Below are 17,218 nucleotides of genomic sequence, written 5' to 3'. Positions count from 1 at the left end.
TGCCGAGGTTGGCCAGTTCAGTCCTTTGACTGCTGTTGGTATCTCAAGCGTATCGAGTTGGCGGACGATCGTTGGAAGGGAGTGGTGCTGTCAGGACACACTCGAGTCCGTCCGGGTTGAAGGTGTGTTGAACCGCGCCGCCGAAGTCGATACCGAACACGCGTTCGATGAGGAACGTTCCGAAGCCCTTCCTGTCGGGAGCAACCACTTTGGGCCCGCCGGTCTCGCTCCACTTCCAGACAAAGGTGGGATTTTCAGCACGGGAAGGTGGCTTCGCAATGGACCACTCGATAGTTACTCTCCCGCCGGGGACGGATAGTGCTCCATATTTCAAGGAATTGGTGCCGAGCTCGTTGACTGCAAGCGCCAAGGTCAGCGCCATCTTCGGATTGATCGATATTGCCGGGCCTGAAGTCGTGATCTGTCCAGTTGGAAACGCTGCTATGGCGCCTTCAACGACCTTGGCCATCGATGCGTTTGTCCAACGCGTGTCGTTCAAGAGATCGTGGACGTCAGCAATAGCCCGGAGGCGCTCGTTGAAGGCGCTCCGCGCCGTTTCCACGCTCTCCGCGTTTCGCAGTGTTTGGGAGGCTATCGCGCCCACCATGGCCAGGATGTTCTTGATCCTGTGTTCAAGCTCGTATTTCAGCATCTCCTGTCGCGCTTCGGCTTCTTTTCTCTCCGTGATGTCCTGCATGATGCCAAACATCTTGATCGGTTTGCCGGCGGCGTCCCGCACAAAATCGATGTGGCGGGAAACCCAGCGAAGTTCACCGGTGTCAGGGCGACGGATACGATACTCGACATTGGCTGCCGCCGTTCCCTGCTTGCGGGTCTCGGCATTGGAACGAACATCCCTGTCAGAATCCAGGACGATGTCTTCCAGATCCCCAACATGAGCATAGGGACGCGGGCTCAAGCCCCATAGATCCCAAAAGCCGTCGGACCCGAAGACATGTCCGCTTGCGATGTCGACTTCCAATGCAACGATTCCAGCCGCACTCTGCGACAGCTGCAGTCGGCGCTCGCTGACAGCGAGCGCCTGTGCGTCGCTCTTTTGATCGTCGATATCCGTGTTGGTCCCGATCCATTGGAGACGGCTCCCATGTTGATCGAGAATTGGCACCGCTCGCGCAATGTGCCAACGAAACACCCCATCGTGCCGCCGAAGCCTGAATTCGGTTTCGTAGAAGACGCCCTCGCGGATGGCTGTCTCCCAATGCTTCGCTGCGTTCTCAACGTCTTCGGGGTGGACGATTTTTGCCCATCGATCTCCGTCAAGCTCACCACCCACCGCACCGCTGTATTCGTAGACGCGCGGATTGAACCAAGTCAGTTGCCCCTCCGCCGATGCGGTCCAGACATGGTTTGGCATGGCCTCGGCGAAAGTGCGGAATTGGGCCTCGCTATTTCGAAGGGCCGTTTCGGCGACCAGGCGTTCGGTAACGTCGTTGCCTTGGACAAACACTCCAACAACGTCACCGTTGGGATTGCGAACAGGCTGATAGACGAAATCGATGAGACGCTCCTCTTGAGCGGCGCCTGGTGCCCGCTGCAGTGAGGCCTTCACTGACGATCCAATGAAGGGCTCTCCGGTAGCGTAGACCCGGTCGAGGAGATCGATGAAACCTTGGCCATCAACTTCAGGCAAGGCATGTCGCACCGTCATCCCCAAGACGTCGCGGTGACCGATGAGTTGCCTGTAGGCGGCGTTGGTCAGTTCGAATACGTGGTCCCGGCCAGCCAACATGGCAATGAAGCCTGGGGCTTGTTCGAACATCTGGCGCTGACGATCGAGTTCACTCTTGCGCCAACGCTCGGCAGCTACCTTGGCCGTCGTCTCCACTACAATGGCGATCACGCCGGCAGGGCGGCCGTCGTCGTCGAGGATCGGCGAGTAGTCCAGATTCATCCAGACTTGCTCGGCATTTCCTGAGCGATTGAGGGTGAGTTCCTGGTCGCGATATGCAAGCGTCCCGCCAGCCAAGACGACTTTCATGACATGATCGTTGAAATGAGCGACTTCCGGCCAGCCCTCGCGCACCTTGCTGCCCAGGATCTGAGGGTGGCGGCGATCGGCAAATACCGAATAGGCGTCGTTGTAGATCATGACGCCGTCCTCGCCCCAAAGCGTGACGATCGGTACGGGGGAACGCAGTATGAGGGAAATCGTCGATTTCAGTCCTTGGGACCATTTCTGGATTGGCCCAAGCGACGTACGTTCCCATTCTAGCGCGCCAATCAGTTGCCCGACCTCGCCGCCGCCAGACAAAAATGCCAAGTGCAGCTCCTCTGGAGCGGCAGCGCCGAGACCTAGCATGCTCTATCCATTGTTTGGTTTTCTTTACGGATGTGCTGGTGGTTGAAATTCTAAGTCATTTTGCGCCGACTGGGTACTTGGAGACCGTCGCGCTTTCCTAACACTATAGATCGGTGTTCATGACAGCCGCTATCGGAGCATCTAGCGTCCAGGTAACGCCCTCCGGCTGAAAGCTGAGATGACCCACACCATTGAGCGCGGCCGGTGCCACACGCTCGAGAACGACCTTTCCGAAGCCGCTGCGCGATGCCTTCTCCACCGCAGGGCCGTTGGACTCCTTCCAGATCAAACGAAAGCGGTCGGAAAGTGTCCATTCGACGTGCACGGTGCCTTTCGCGGACGACAGCGCGCCATGCTTTGCCGAATTGGTTGCCAGTTCATGGAAGGCCATTCCAAGGTTTTGGACGGCTACGATGGAAAGAGTGATCGGCTCGCCCGAGACTTCGAGGCGATGCTCGGCGGCAAAGGGCCTTATCTGATCGTCGACAAGGTCGGCGAGCGTTGCTCCGCGCCAGTCTCCGTCGACAAGAAGATCCTGCGAGCGTGACAGCGCCATGATCCGGTTGCGGATCTGGCGGTCGAATTCGGCGACCGTAGGGGTGTGCTTGCCCGTTTCACGGATCATGGACAAGATCACTGCGAACTGGTTTTTCACCCTGTGGTTGACTTCGCGCAGCAGCAGGCGGATTCGGTTTTCGCTGTCCTTGCGCTCGCTGACGTCTCTCGCGATTTTCGATGCCCCGATCACTTTGCCTGAAGCGCTCCGCACGGGCGAAACTGTCAGCGAGATCGCGACGAGCCTGCCATCCTTGCGCCGCCTGATCGTGTCGAAATGATCGACGCGCTCGCCGTTTCGCACTTTGCCGATAATGAGATCTTCTTCGCTCTGCCTGTCGGCGGGTATCAGCATGCCGATATGCTGGCCGATGGCCTCTTCCGCGGAGTAGCCAAACAGCCGAGAGGCACCGGCGTTCCAGCTTTGGATCACTCCACACAGGTCCTTGCTGACAATTGCGTCGTCCGACGATTCCACGATGGAAGCCAGAAGCTGGTTTTGTTCCTCGGCCCGTTTTTGCACCGAAATGTCGATGAGCATGTTGATCGCGCCGGTGATCCTCCCAGTTTCATCCCGCAGCGCTGCCGGGAAGGCAAGGAAAGGTATCAGCGTACCATCGGGCCGCTCGGCAATGGCTTCCGCGCCATGGATGGAGCGGCCTTCTCTGAGGGCTACCGCCATCGGGCAATCGCCATGCGCGAGCGGATCGCCATCGGCGGTTCTCAGCTTCCAGGAGCCGCACCATTCATCCTTGCCGATTTCTGGACGATGCCCCCAAAGGTCCACGGCAGCTTCGTTGAAGTAGGTAATCCGCCCTTGGGAATCGGTGACGTAGGCCGCCGTGGGCAATGGGCCGAGCAAGTTTGCATAATCGGTCATCTAGGCTGCCACCCACCTTATGTATGCGCCCGATAACGAAAAAGTGCCCGAAGTCGCACTTCGGGCACGCGTCCATCGTCATCGAACTTGCTCAGGCCACTAACGAAGCCGGTTGGAAAAGGTTCCACCGAAAAATACTGAAAATGCGTTGGCAAGATAATCGCGCTCGGTCACCTTCGCTGGCTAGTGAACGAGACCTGGCGATGGAGTGCCGCGATGCCATGATTTCTGTCGCCTTGGCATCACTGTGTCTACAGCTTTGGATCGGCTGGCCCACAACGCATATGTCCTTGGAGAATGATGTTCTCGCTGGCCGAAAATCTTGAGGTCCGAAGTTCGTGGAATGCCGGTCTCAGGCAGGTGGCCGCAAAACACTCGAGACGAGCCGGAAACAGTTGATCCATTTGGAAGCAAGAAGTATTTCTCTTGTCGACAACAAGGACCGCAACATGACCGAAACAGACGCCAACACCATCCCCGAACGCAAGCGCGGCTCCGGCGTGAAAATGGTCTACGACCTTCTGCGCGACGAGATTTTGGATCTGGTCTTGCTGCCGGGCAGTCCGATCGACGAGGTGCAACTGGCCGAACGTTTCAAGATGTCGCGGACGCCAATCCGCGAGGCGCTGGTGCGGCTAGCCGGCGAGGGGCTGATTGACACGTTGCCCAACCGTTCGACCATGGTGGCGAACATCGACTTCCTCAACATGCATACCTATTTCGACGCGCTGGTGCTGATGTATCGCGTGACGACGCGGCTGGCGGCGCAGCACCATCGCACCGAGGACCTCAAGGTGATCCGCGCGCACCAGGCCGAATTCGCTGCCGCGGTGCAGGCGCAGGATGCTCTGGCGATGATCGCCACGAATGCGGCGCTGCACCAGGCGATCTCGGAGGCCGGGCGCAACCCCTACTTCACCAGCCTGTTCAACCGCCTGCTCGACGAAGGACGGCGCATACTCAGGCTCTATTATCAGTCTTATGAAGACCGGTTGCCGCAACGCTTCGTCGACGAGCACGAGGACATGATCGCAGTGATTGCCGCGCGCGACGTCGAAGCTGCCGACCGCCTGGCCAAGGCGCATGCCGAGCAGATCGTGCACCAGATCCAGAAGCTTTTCACCCGTGATCAGAGGCTTGAAATGGCTTTGTGAGTTTCTGTCGATTTCTTGTCGACAAATAAAATGCAAAGCGTATAATCGGCGGCGAGGGTACGGATACGGCGCCGTTTTTTGGCGTGGCGGTCGTGCCGATACGACAGGCCCAGAGGAGATTGAGATGAAGGCCAAGATTTTTTCCGGCGTAATTCCCGCACTGATGACCCCCTGCAAGGAGGATCGCACCCCCGACTTCGACGCGCTCGTCCGCAAGGGCAAGGAGTTGATCGCGCAGGGCATGTCGGCCGTCGTCTATTGCGGCTCGATGGGCGACTGGCCGTTGCTCACCGACGAGCAGCGCATGGAGGGCGTCGAGCGCCTGGTGAAGGCGGGCGTGCCCGTCATCGTCGGCACCGGGGGCATCAACAGCGCCTCGGCCGTGGCCCACGCCGCCCACGCCCAGAAGGTCGGCGCGCACGGCCTGATGGTCATTCCCCGCGTGTTGTCGCGCGGCCCGTCGCTCACCGCCCAGAAGGCACACTTCAAGGCAATCCTGTCGGCTGCTCCGGATCTGCCGGCAGTCATCTACAACAGCCCTTACTACGGCTTCGCCACCCGCGCGGACCTGTTCTTTGCGCTGCGCGCCGAGCACAAGAACCTCGTCGGCTTCAAGGAATTCGGCGGCAACGCCGACATGCGCTATGCCGCCGAGAACATCACCAGCCGCGATGACGGTGTTTCGCTGATGATCGGCGTCGACACCGCCGTGGTCCACGGCTTCGTCAACTGCGGCGCGACCGGCGCGATCACCGGCATCGGCAACGTGCTGCCGAAGGAAGTGATCCACCTCTGCAACCTGTCGCAGGCAGCGGCCGCCGGCGACGTCGACGCCCGCCAGCGCGCGCTGGAACTGGAGCAGGCGCTTGCCGTACTGTCGTCCTTCGACGAAGGCCCGGATCTCGTCCTCTACTTCAAGCACATGATGGTGTTGAAGGGCGACAAGGAATACACGCTCCACTTCAACGAGACCGACGCCCTGACCGAAAGCCAGCGCGGCTACTGCGAGGCGCAGTTCAAGCTGTTCAATGCCTGGTACGGCGCATGGACCAAGCTCCCCGGCGCGGTCGAGAAATACAAGGGCTGATCTGGTCCTGACGTGAACGAAAAAAGCCCTCCCGGGTGACCGGGAGGGCTTTTTTTGTTTGGCTGAAAAGGCTGGCGTGGTTTGAACGATCGGGCTGTTTGCGGCGCGTCGACCCCCTTCGGTTTGCTGCTCAACCCACCTCTCCCCAGTCGATCGGGAAAGAGGAAGGTGCCCTGTGGCCGCTCGTCTTGCGACTGAGGGAGAGGTTGGTCGGCGCAGCCGGCCAGCGTGGTGGTCGATCCTTGTCAGGAGACCGCGTCTAGGCCCAGTGTCAGCAGGCGGTCGAGCTGGTCCATCTCGGCGGCGGTGAGCACGATGCCTTCGGCCTCCGATTTGGCGCGGGCAACGTAGCGGCGCTGGGAGGGCAGGCGGGCGCCCTGGCCGGCGATGGCCTCGAACAGGGTCTCTGCACGCGCGAATGGGTCGCCGGGGCGGCCTTTGGAGAAGGCCTGTGGCGAAAAGGCGAGGATAAGCTCGCCATGCGGCGGCGCCAGCGTGGTGGTGCCCAGATATTCGAGCACTTCCGGGCTGGTGAGGTCGCCAATCATGATACCGGCAAGAAGTTCGATCATCGTGCCGATCGCCGAACCCTTGTGGCCGCCGAAGGGCAGCATGGCGCCGGCGAGCGCCGCAGTCGGATCAGTGGTGGGATTGCCGTCGGCGTCGATGGCCCAGCCCTCGGGCAGCGGCTTGCCGGCACGGCGATGCAGTTCGATTTCACCGCGCGCGGCAACCGAGGTGGCGAAGTCGAAGACGTAGGGAGACTTGTCCTGGCGCGGCCAGCCGAAGGCGAAGGGATTTGTGCCGAGCAGCGGCTTGTTGCCGCCGGCTGGCGCCACCGACGCGTAGCTCGGGCACATGACGAGACCGGCAAGGCCTTGTTCGGTGATCGCCTCGACTTCCGGCCAGAGGGCGGAGAAATGGGTGCAGTCGTTGATGACGAGGGCCGCCAGGCCGAATGAGCGGGCGTGCTCGGCGAGTGCCGGCAAGCCGAGTTCGAAGGCCGGGTTGGCGAATCCGCTCTTGGCATTGACCCTGACGATGGCCGAACCTTCCTGGGCCGACAGTTCCGGCACCGCGTCCGGCTTGACCTTGCCTGCCTTCACCGTGCGCAACGTGCCTTCGATGCGGTAGATGCCGTGCGACTTGCATGCGTCGCGTTCGCCCGCGACGATCACGCGGGCGAGGGCGCCCGACTGGATGGCATTCAGCCCCGCCTTGAGGAAGATCGCTTCGACGCGCTCGTGCAACACGCCGATCGGCAGGGTGGTGGTCTGGTTCATCTTGTCTCTTGCATCCAAGGCTGGGCCCGATGGGCCGTGTTGCGGTTGAACTTTTGCATACATAGAGTATACAAATACTCGACAAGTGCAAATGGACTGCGTGCCGATCGTTGCCGGTGGCATGCCTGTCAGCCAGAAAGGAACGTCCCATGGCCTTCACCCCTAAAGGAAAACACCTCGTCGCGGGCGAATGGCTCGACGGATCAGGCACCTTCGACAGCGCGCCGGCGCACGGCCCGGTGCATCAATTCGCCGCCGGTACGGTGGATCTCGTCAACCGTGCCTGCGAAGCGGCCGAGGATGCGTTCTGGAGCTACGGCTACTCCATGCGGGGTGAACGCGCTGCCTTCCTGCGCGCCATCGCCGACGAGATCGAAGCCCGCGCCGCCGACATCACCGAGATCGGCAGCCAGGAAACCGGTCTGCCCGAAGCGCGCCTGCAGGGCGAGCGCGGTCGCACGACCGGCCAGCTGCGCCTGTTTGCCGACCACATCGAGAAGGGCGACTATCTCGACCGCCGCTTCGATTCGGCTCTGCCCGATCGCCAGCCGGCGCCGCGCCCCGAGATCAGGCTGATCCAGCGCCCGGTGGGGCCGGTCGCGGTGTTCGGCGCCTCGAACTTCCCGCTCGCCTTCTCGACCGCCGGCGGCGACACCGCTGCCGCCTTGGCTGCTGGCTGCCCGGTGGTGGTGAAGGGCCATTCGGCCCATCCGGGCACGGCAGAGATCGTGGCCCAGGCCATCGCTGCGGCGATTGCAAGGGCCGGCGTGCATCCGGGTGTGTTCTCGCTGATCCAGGGAGGCAGCCGCGAAATCGGCCATGCGCTGGTGCAGCATCCGCTGATCAAGGCCGTGGGCTTCACCGGCTCGCTGGCCGGCGGCCGCGCGCTGTTTGACCTGTGCGCACAGCGGCCGGAACCGATCCCGTTCTTCGGCGAGCTCGGCTCGGTCAACCCGATGATGATGCTGCCCGAAGCGCTCAAGACGCACGCCGAGGCACTCGGGCAGGGCTGGGCAGGGTCGCTGACCATGGGCGCCGGACAGTTCTGCACCAACCCCGGCATTGCCGTGGTGATCGATGGCGCTGATGCCGATCGCTTCATCGGTGCAGCTACCGAAGCGCTTTCCAAGGTCGGCCCGCAGACCATGCTTACAGACGGCATCGCCAAGGCCTATCATGAGGGTAGGGCGCGCTTTGCCACACGCAACACGGTGAAGCCTTTGCTCAAAACCGAATCGTCGGGCCGCACCGCAACGCCGAACCTGTTCGAGACGACGGGGGCGCAGTTCGTTTCCGACCATGCGCTGGGCGAGGAGGTCTTCGGGCCGCTGGGCATGGTGGTTCGGGTCGGCTCGCTCGACGAGATGGAACAGATCGCCCGTGGCTTCGACGGCCAGCTGACCGCAACCATCCATATGGATGGAGGCGACCTCGAGGCCGCCCGTCGCCTTCGCCCGGTACTCGAGCGCAAGGCCGGCCGCGTGCTGGTCAACGGCTTCCCGACAGGCGTAGAAGTGGCCGATTCGATGGTCCACGGTGGACCGTATCCGGCCTCGACCAATTTCGGCGCGACCAGTGTAGGCACCATGTCGATCCGCCGCTTCCTGCGTCCGGTGTCCTACCAGAACATGCCGGAGGGCCTGCTGCCCGAGGACTTCCAGGGCTGATTGCATATTTGGCTGCCAGCGCCGGACCTTCCTTTGGGTGAGGTCCGGCGGTGACCCCGTCGTAAGCCGACATGGCGGATACTTTTTGTATACGACTTGTATTTTTGATTTGATTTACGCTCTCGGACGCGAAATAGTGCGCCGCCGTCAACCGACGAACCTACTCAGGGAGAGAGTGTGATAATGAAGACCTCGGTTCTCGCCTTCGGCCTCATGGCCGCCACCGCACTGACCAGCCAGGCTCACGCAGACAAGCTGGATGACATCATCGCTTCCGGCACGCTGCGCTGCGCGGTCGTGCTCGACTTCCCGCCGATGGGTTCGCGCGATGCAAGCAACAACCCGATCGGCTTCGACGTCGACTACTGCAATGACCTGGCCAAGGCGCTCGGCGTCACTGCCGAGATCGTCGAGACGCCGTTCCCCGAGCGCATTCCCGCGCTGATGTCGGGTCGCGTCGATGTCGGCGTCGCCTCGACGTCGGACACGCTCGAGCGCGCCAAGACCGTTGGCATGACGGTTCCCTACTTCGCCTTCCAGATGGCCGTCACCTCCAACGACAAGACCGGGATCAAGTCGTTTGAAGACATGAAGGGCAAGGTCGTGGGCGCCACCGCCGGCACCTACGAGGCCATCGCCCTGGAGAAGCAGGTCAAGGAATGGGGTGCGGGCGAGTTCCGTCCCTACCAAACCCAGGCCGACGTGTTCCTGGCTCTGAGCCAGGGCCAGCTCGACGCCACCGTTTCGACCTCGACGGTTGCCCAGGCCAACGTGAAGACCGGCAAGTTCCCCGGCATCTCGGTTGTCGGCAACGCGCCGTTCGACATCGACTACGTCGCACTGTTCACCAACCGCGAGGAATACGGCCTCATCAACTACCTGAACCTGTTCATCAACCAGCAGGTCCGCACCGGCCGTTACAACGAGCTCTACGAGAAGTGGGTTGGCGGCGAAGTGCCGTCGCTTGCGGTGAACGGCGTTTACCGCTGATCCGACCGTTTCTATGGCGGCGCGAGGCAAAAACCTCGCGCCGTTGATCCTTTCCGAAAGGTGAGACGGCAATGTTCAACTACACCTTCCATTGGAACCAGGCGCTCAAGGCGCTGCCGCAGATGCTCGACGGCGCGCTGGTCACGCTCCAGATCGCGCTGCTGTCGATGATCATCGGCATGGCGATCGCCATTGCGCTGACTCTGTTCCGGCTCTCCGGCAACCGCCTACTCGGCGGCTTCGCCACCGCCTGGGTCGAAGTGGCGCGCAACACGCCGGCACTGTTCCAGATCTACATGGCCCATTTCGGCCTCGGCAATTTCGGCATCCACTTGAGCCCGTTCGTCGCGCTCCTGGTCGGCATTGCCTTCAATAATGCAGGCTACCTGGCCGAGAATTTCCGTGGTGCGCTGAAGGCGATCCCGGAGACGCAGACACGTGCCGGGCGTTCGCTTGGCATGACCTCGCTACAGGCCTTCAGGCTGATCGTGATGCCGCAGATGCTGCGCGTCGCTTTCCTGCCGGCCACCAACCAGATGGTCTGGGCGATCCTGATGACCTCGCTGGGCGTCACCGTCGGCATGAACACCGACCTCGCCGGCGTCACGCAGGAGCTGAACGCACGTTCGTTCCGCACCTTCGAGTTCTTCGCCATCGCCGCGGTTATCTACTACGTCATCGCCAAGGCAGTGACGCTGGCCGCCCGCGTCTTTGCCGCGCGCATGTTCCGTTACTGAGAGAGGTGAGAGATGTTCAACACTGCCCTCTCGTGGAGTGACCTGGCCTTCCTTGCGCAGGGCGCGGGGATGACGCTTGCCGTCACCGCCGTGTCCGTCGCCGCCGGCACCGTTCTCGGCATCCTGTTCGGTGTCATCCGTTTCCAGGTCGGACCTTACTGGGCCGCACCTTTGACCTTCGTGCTCGACGTCTTCCGCTCCGTGCCGCTCTTGATCCAACTGGTTCTGGGCAACGCGCTCCAGGCCATCATGAAGCTGGGCTGGGCGCCGTTCACAACCTCCTGCGTGGTGCTGTCGCTCTATACCGCCGCCTACTGCACCGAAATCGTGCGCGGCGGCATCGACTCCGTGCCGACCAACACGCGCCGAGCCGCCCGCTCGCTGGGCATGAGCTGGTTCCAGGACATGCGCTACATCGTGGCACCGCTTGCGGTCCGCGTCTCACTGCCGTCGTGGATCGGGCTGACGCTCGGCGTCATGAAGGACTCCGCGCTAGTGCTCTGGCTCGGGCTGATCGAGTTGCTGCGCGCCTCGCAGATCCTGGTCACGCGCCTGCAGGAGCCGCTCTTCATCCTGCTCATCTGCGGCGCCATCTACTTCATCATCAGCCTTCCCATCGCCCGACTTGGCGGGTATCTCGAAAAACGGTGGTCCCCCAATGATTGAGATCGAAAACGTCCGCAAATCCTTCGGTTCGCTGGAGGTCCTCAAGGGCATCAACCTCACTGTCGCCAAGGGCGAGGTGGTGACCATCATCGGCGGATCCGGTTCCGGCAAGTCGACGCTGCTGACCTGCATCAACGGGCTGGAGCCGATCGATTCCGGCCGCATCAAGATCGACGGCACCGAGGTGCACGCCAGGAGCACCGACCTCAACAAGCTGCGCCAGAAGGTGGGCATCGTGTTCCAGCAGTGGAATGCCTTTCCGCACCTCACAGTACTTGAGAATGTCATGCTTGCGCCGCGCAAGGTGCTGGGTCTCTCACAGGAGAAGGCGGAGGAGATCGCGGTGAAGCAGCTGACCCATGTCGGCCTCGCCGAAAAGCTTGCGGTCTATCCCAACCGCATGTCGGGTGGTCAGCAGCAGCGCATGGCGATTGCCCGTGCGCTCGCCATGTCGCCCACCTACATGCTGTTCGACGAGGTGACCTCGGCGCTCGACCCGATGCTGGTGGGCGAGGTGCTGGACACGCTGCGCATGCTCGCATCAGAAGGCATGACGATGATATGTGTGACTCACGAGATGAAGTTCGCGCGCGAGGTTTCCGACCGCGTCGCCTTCTTCCACCAGGGCGTGATGGCCGAGATCGCGCCGCCGGAACAGCTGTTCGACGCGCCTCAAAACGCCGAGACCAAGAAGTTCCTGGCCGCAACGCATTGAGGGCATGATGGAAGAACAGGCTCAGGCCGACGTCGTCGTCATCGGGGCAGGGGTCGTCGGCCTCTCGGCGGCGATTGCCGCCCAAGCACGCGGTCTCAAGGTCTCGGTGCTGGATCGTGAGGGGCCGGCCGCCGGCGCTTCTGCCGGCAATGCTGGCGCATTCGCCTTCACCGACATCCTGCCGCTGGCGTCGCCGGGCATCTTGAAGAAGGCACCGAAATGGCTCCTTGACCCGCTCGGGCCGCTGTCGGTGCCACCGGCTTATGCCGCGCAGATCGCGCCATGGATGTTCCGCTTCTGGCGAGCCTGCTCGCCCACGCGCGTGGCGCATTCGACGGCGGCGCAGACGGCGATGATGGACCTTTCGAAGGCGGAGCTCGAACCCTTCCTGCGCCAGACTGGCACGCAGCCAATGCTGCGCAAGGAGGGCAATCTCCAGGTCTATGAAGGCGAGGCCGAACTCAAGGCCTCGCTGCCCGGCTGGAAGGCGCGCGAGGCGCACGGCATCGAGTTCCATCACCTCAACGCCGCCGACATGACCGAGATCCAGCCGGGCCTCGCCGCACGCTTTACCCACGGCACGTTTACGCCAGGGTGGTTTTCGATTTCCGATCCCAGGCTTTACACGCTGGCGCTGGCTGAGCATTTCCGCAATTCGGGTGGCGTGATCGAACGTGCCGAAGTGACCGCGCTGCGTCCGGTCGAGGGCGGTGTGGAGTTGGTGACGGCAGACGGAAAAAGCCGCCGCGTTGGCAAGGTGGTGCTGTCGGCCGGCGCCTTCTCGCACCGGATCGCCAGCACTTTAGGCGAGAGCATCCCGCTCGAGACCGAGCGGGGCTACAACACGACGTTGCCGTCGGATGCCTTCGACCTGCGCACGCAGGTCACCTTCGGCGGCCATGGCTTTGTCGTCACACGCCTTTCGACCGGCATTCGCGTCGGCGGTGCGGTTGAGCTCGGCGGACTGAAGCTTGCGCCGAACTTCCGCCGCTCCGAAGCCATGCTGAAGAAGGCCCAGGCTTTCCTGCCAGGCCTCAAGGCAGGCGGCGGCGTGCAGTGGATGGGCTTTCGTCCGTCATTGCCCGACAGCCTGCCGGCCATCGGCCCAGCCCGAGCCACGTCGCGGGTCGTCTATGCATTCGGCCACGGCCATCTCGGCCTGACCCAATCGGCGGGCACAGCCCGGATCGTCGCCGATCTCTTGACCGGCAAGACGCCCGCCATCGATATCGCTTCCTTTTCGCCTCAAAGATTCTGACAGGGGTCTCGGCCATGGCCAACCATACTTTCTCGTGCTTAGACGGACATACTTGCGGAAATCCGGTCCGCCTCGTTTCTGGTGGCGGTCCGCGCCTCGAAGGCGCCAACATGCTGGAAAAGCGAGCGCACTTCCTGCGCGAATTCGACTGGATCCGCACCGGCCTGATGTTCGAACCCCGCGGCCACGACATGATGTCGGGCTCGATCCTCTATCCGCCGACGCGGCCCGACTGTGACGTCGCGGTGCTGTTCATCGAGACGTCGGGCTGCCTGCCGATGTGCGGTCATGGCACCATCGGCACCATAACCATGGCCATCGAGAACGGTCTCATCACCCCGCGTGAGCCGGGCAAGCTGTCGATCGATGCGCCCGCCGGCAAGGTCGACATCACCTATCGCCAGGAGGGCCGTTTCGTTGAGGAAGTTCGCCTGACCAACGTTCCGGGCTTCCTCTATGCGGAAGGCCTTACCGCCGAGGTCGAGGGGCTGGGCGAAATCGTCGTCGACGTCGCCTATGGCGGCAATTTCTACGCCATCGTCGAGCCGCAGAAGAATTTCCGCGACATGGCCGACCATACCGCCGGCGAGCTGGTGGGCTGGAGCCCGAAGCTGCGCGCGGCCCTCAACGCCAAGTACGAATTTGTTCATCCCGAGCACCCCGCGATCCAAGGCCTCAGCCACATCCAGTGGACCGGCAAGCCGACGGTCGAGGGTGCGCACGCCCGCAACGCCGTGTTTTATGGCGAGAAGGCCATCGACCGCTCGCCCTGCGGCACCGGCACGTCGGCCCGCATGGCGCAGCTCGCCGCCAAGGGCAAGTTGCAGGTCGGCGACGAGTTCTGGCATGAATCGATCATCGGCTCGATCTTCAAGGGACGGGTCGAGGCTGCAACGAAGGTGGCTGATCGGGATGCCATCATCCCGTCCATCGCCGGCTGGGCGCGCCAGACCGGCATCAACACCATCTTCATCGACGATCGCGACCCCTTCGCGCACGGCTTCGTGGTGAAATGAGCGAACTGGTGCCGGCGCGCAGCATTCTCGGTGGTGCGGCCAGCGGGCCGGTCATCGCCTCACCGGAGGCGCTGAGCTTCTGGGGCGGGGTCAACCCCGCCACCGGCAGCGTCATCGACGTTCATCACCCGCTACACGGGACGTGCCTGACCGGCAGCATCCTGATGATGCCGTCGAGCCGCGGTTCCTGCACAGGCTCGGGCGTGCTGCTCGATCTCGTGCTGACCGGACGCGCGCCCGCGGCACTGGTGTTCTCGGAGGCTGAGGACGTGCTGACGCTCGGCGCGCTGATTGCTTCCGAGCTGTTCGGCAAGCCGCTGCCGGTGCTGCGCCTGGCGCCCGAAGCCTTTGACGCGCTATCGCATGCCAGATCGGCGCGCATCACCGACACGGCGATCGAGGCAGATGGCCTGACGCTTCCAGTCAGCCCGCCGGCCATGGCAGCGCTCGAACTGAGCGAAGCCGACCGCGCCATGCTCGACGGCCGCGACGGCGTGGCCGTGCAGCAGGCAATGCGCATCATCTTGGCCGTGGCGGCCCAGCAGGGCGCCCGCGGGCTGATCGACGTCACGCAGGCCCATATCGACGGCTGCATCTATGCCAGCCCCGCTAACCTGACCTTTGCCGAAAAGATGGCCGACATGGGCGCGCGCGTCCGCGTGCCCTCGACGATGAACGCCATCTCCGTCGACCGCGCCAACTGGCAGGCGCAGGGCGTGGCCCACGATTTCGGCGATCCTGCCGCGCGCCTTGCCGATGCATATGTGCGCATGGGCTGCAAGCCGACCTTCACCTGCTCGCCCTATCTGCTCGACAGTGCGCCGGGAAAGGGCGAGTCAATCGCTTGGGCCGAATCCAACGCCGTCATCTTTGCCAACACCGTGCTTGGCGCACGGACTGCGAAACATCCCGATTTCCTCGACCTCTGCATCGCGTTGACAGGCCGCGCGCCGCTGTCGGGCGTCTATCTCGACAGCAATCGCAAGGCGCGCCGTGTGATCGATGTGGAACTGCCCGATGGTGTGGACGACGCGTTCTGGCCGCTGGTCGGCTATCTCGCCGGCAAGGCCGCGCCCGACCGAATCCCGCTGCTGCGAGGGCTCGCTGGGGGCAAGCCGTCGCGTGACGATCTCAAGGCGCTCTGCGCGGCCTTCGGCACGACTTCGGCGGCGCCGATGCTGCACATCGAGGATGTGACATCCGAGGCCGAGGGTGCCGCAGCCGACGATGCGGATCGAGTTGTTGTCACCCGCGCCGATCTGGTCGCGGCGTGGAAGGCGCTGAACGCGGGGCCCGAACAGGTGGACCTCGTCGCCATCGGCAGCCCGCATGCTTCGCTCGACGAATGCCGGGTTTTGGCCGACGCGCTTGGCGGACGCGCTCGCAAGCCTGACGTGTCGGTCATCGTGACTGCCGGCAACCAGGTGATCTCCGACGCTCGCGCCGACGGCACTTTGGCCCGGCTCGAAGCGAGCGGCGTGCAGGTGCTGCCCGACCTGTGCTGGTGCTCGATTTCCGAACCGGTGTTCCCGACGCGGACACGCGCGGTGATGACGAACTCCGGTAAGTACGCCCACTACGGCCCCGGACTGTCCGGTCGCGCGGTGCGCTTTGGCAACCTTGCCGATTGTGTGACCGCTGCGTTGACCGGCCACGCATCCGAGCGCTTGCCGGATTGGCTTTCCTAGAACGAATTTTGCGCAATTCCGGACGGCTCGCACCCGTACTGCAATTGCCCCGAGGAGGTAACATGCGCAGCACCAAGACGATCCATGTGATTTCGGCCCATGCCGAAGGCGAGGTAGGTGACGTCATCGTCGGTGGCGTGACGCCGCCGCCTGGCGATACGATCTGGGAACAGAGCCGCTGGATCGCCCGCGACAATACCTTGCGCAACTTCGTGCTGAACGAGCCGCGCGGCGGCGTGTTCCGCCATGTCAATCTTCTGGTGCCGCCGAAGCACCCGGAAGCTGACGCCGCCTTCATCATCATGGAGCCGGAAGACACACCACCCATGTCGGGCTCGAATTCGATCTGCGTGTCGACCGTGCTTTTGGATAGCGGCATCCTGCCCATGAAGGAACCGGTGACCGAGATTACTCTCGAAGCGCCTGGCGGGCTCGTTCGTGTGCGCGCCGAATGCAAGAACGGCAAGGCTGAACGTATCTTCGTGCAGAACCTGCCGAGTTTCGCTGAACGTCTGGATGCCAAGCTGGAGGTCGAGGGGTTGGGCACTCTAACGGTCGATACCGCCTATGGCGGCGACAGCTTCGTCATAGTGGATGCCGCCGCCTTGGGCTTCAGCCTCAAGGCTGACGAAGCCCATGACATCGCCAGGCTCGGCGTGAAGATCACCAACGCCGCCAATGCGGCCCTTGGCTTCCACCATCCCGACAATCCGGACTGGAAGCATTTCTCCTTCTGCCTGTTCGCAGGTGCGGTCGAGCGTACTGCCGAAGGCCTGCGCGCGGGTGCAGCCGTAGCCATCCAACCCGGCAAGGTCGACCGCTCGCCCACTGGCACCGCATTGTCGGCGCGCATGGCCGTACTGCACGCACGGGGGCAGATGACCATGGAAGATCGTTTTACGGCAGTGTCGCTGATCGGCTCGACTTTCTCGGGCCGCATCCTCGGGACGACTGAAGTCGGTGGCCGCCCAGCCATCTTGCCGGAAATCTCCGGTCGCGGCTGGATCACCGGCACGCATCAGCACATGCTCGATCCGTCGGATCCTTGGCCCGAAGGTTACCGTCTCACCGACACTTGGGGCGCGCGCTAAAGTACTCTGGCCGAGGACGCCGCAAGACGCAGGACTGGTTGCAGCGGTGCGAAGAGGGCGCGCTGCTCCTCGCATGCGCGGCAGGCTGATTTGGCGTGGTGGCCTTGTCAT

The 17,218-nt window shown here is 62.9% G+C and carries 14 protein-coding genes; 11 read left to right on the top strand and 3 right to left on the bottom strand.

Annotation, left to right across the window (positions count from 1 at the left end; all coding sequences use genetic code 11):
* Nucleotides 1-43: 43 nt before the first annotated feature.
* The gene (locus C8K44_RS12975; protein WP_109576202.1) at nt 44-2,320 is read right to left on the bottom strand and encodes a PAS domain-containing protein; all 2,277 of its coding nucleotides are present in this window, start codon (nt 2,318-2,320) and stop codon (nt 44-46) included.
* A 103-nt stretch (nt 2,321-2,423) separates the two neighbouring features.
* Nucleotides 2,424-3,755, bottom strand: a complete 1,332-nt coding sequence (locus C8K44_RS12970; protein ID WP_109576201.1) for a PAS domain S-box protein — start codon at nt 3,753-3,755, stop codon at nt 2,424-2,426.
* A gap of 449 nt (nt 3,756-4,204) precedes the next feature.
* Here C8K44_RS12970 and C8K44_RS12965 point away from each other — a divergent pair, with 449 nt between their 5' ends.
* The gene (locus tag C8K44_RS12965; RefSeq protein ID WP_109576236.1) at nt 4,205-4,909 is read left to right on the top strand and encodes a GntR family transcriptional regulator; all 705 of its coding nucleotides are present in this window, start codon (nt 4,205-4,207) and stop codon (nt 4,907-4,909) included.
* A 124-nt stretch (nt 4,910-5,033) separates the two neighbouring features.
* Nucleotides 5,034-5,996 (top strand): dihydrodipicolinate synthase family protein, encoded by a 963-nt coding sequence (locus C8K44_RS12960; RefSeq protein WP_109576200.1) that lies wholly within the window; start codon nt 5,034-5,036, stop codon nt 5,994-5,996.
* A 245-nt stretch (nt 5,997-6,241) separates the two neighbouring features.
* On the opposite strand, the gene C8K44_RS12955 is transcribed toward C8K44_RS12960, so the two are convergent.
* Nucleotides 6,242-7,279 (bottom strand): Ldh family oxidoreductase, encoded by a 1,038-nt coding sequence (locus tag C8K44_RS12955; RefSeq protein WP_109576199.1) that lies wholly within the window; start codon nt 7,277-7,279, stop codon nt 6,242-6,244.
* A 149-nt stretch (nt 7,280-7,428) separates the two neighbouring features.
* Here C8K44_RS12955 and C8K44_RS12950 point away from each other — a divergent pair, with 149 nt between their 5' ends.
* From C8K44_RS12950 to C8K44_RS12910, 9 genes are all read left to right on the top strand, one after another.
* A complete protein-coding gene (locus C8K44_RS12950; protein ID WP_109576198.1) occupies nt 7,429-8,946 on the top strand; it encodes an aldehyde dehydrogenase (NADP(+)) in 1,518 nt (505 codons plus the stop codon).
* 183 nt (nt 8,947-9,129) lie between these two features.
* Entirely contained in the window at nt 9,130-9,936 is an 807-nt protein-coding gene (locus C8K44_RS12945; RefSeq protein WP_109576197.1) for a transporter substrate-binding domain-containing protein, read from the top strand.
* A gap of 71 nt (nt 9,937-10,007) precedes the next feature.
* On the top strand, nt 10,008-10,673 hold the full coding sequence (locus C8K44_RS12940) for an amino acid ABC transporter permease (protein WP_109576196.1): 666 nt from the start codon (nt 10,008-10,010) through the stop codon (nt 10,671-10,673).
* Nucleotides 10,674-10,685: 12 nt separating this feature from the next.
* Nucleotides 10,686-11,339: an amino acid ABC transporter permease gene (locus C8K44_RS12935; protein ID WP_109576195.1), complete on the top strand. Its 654-nt coding sequence runs from the start codon at nt 10,686-10,688 to the stop codon at nt 11,337-11,339.
* Complete coding sequence (locus C8K44_RS12930) at nt 11,332-12,054, top strand: amino acid ABC transporter ATP-binding protein (protein ID WP_109576194.1); 723 nt, start codon at nt 11,332-11,334, stop codon at nt 12,052-12,054. Before C8K44_RS12935 ends, C8K44_RS12930 begins: the two co-directional genes overlap by 8 nt.
* Nucleotides 12,055-12,061: 7 nt before the next feature.
* Entirely contained in the window at nt 12,062-13,312 is a 1,251-nt protein-coding gene (locus C8K44_RS12925) for an FAD-dependent oxidoreductase (RefSeq protein WP_109576235.1), read from the top strand.
* A gap of 14 nt (nt 13,313-13,326) precedes the next feature.
* Nucleotides 13,327-14,328: a 4-hydroxyproline epimerase gene (locus tag C8K44_RS12920; RefSeq protein ID WP_109576193.1), complete on the top strand. Its 1,002-nt coding sequence runs from the start codon at nt 13,327-13,329 to the stop codon at nt 14,326-14,328.
* A complete protein-coding gene (locus C8K44_RS12915) occupies nt 14,325-16,016 on the top strand; it encodes an aconitase X (RefSeq protein ID WP_109576192.1) in 1,692 nt (563 codons plus the stop codon). The genes C8K44_RS12920 and C8K44_RS12915 overlap by 4 nt, the downstream gene beginning before the upstream one ends.
* 62 nt (nt 16,017-16,078) lie before the next feature.
* Nucleotides 16,079-17,107 carry a proline racemase family protein gene (locus C8K44_RS12910; protein ID WP_109576191.1) on the top strand — a complete coding sequence of 343 codons (1,029 nt, stop codon included), beginning with the start codon at nt 16,079-16,081 and terminating at the stop codon, nt 17,105-17,107.
* The last annotated feature ends 111 nt before the right edge of the window (nt 17,108-17,218 follow it).

Origin of the sequence: Aminobacter sp. AP02 (assembly GCF_003148805.1) — a bacterium.
GTDB lineage: Bacteria > Pseudomonadota > Alphaproteobacteria > Rhizobiales > Rhizobiaceae > Aminobacter.
This window is presented reverse-complemented; position numbering and strand designations above follow the sequence as displayed.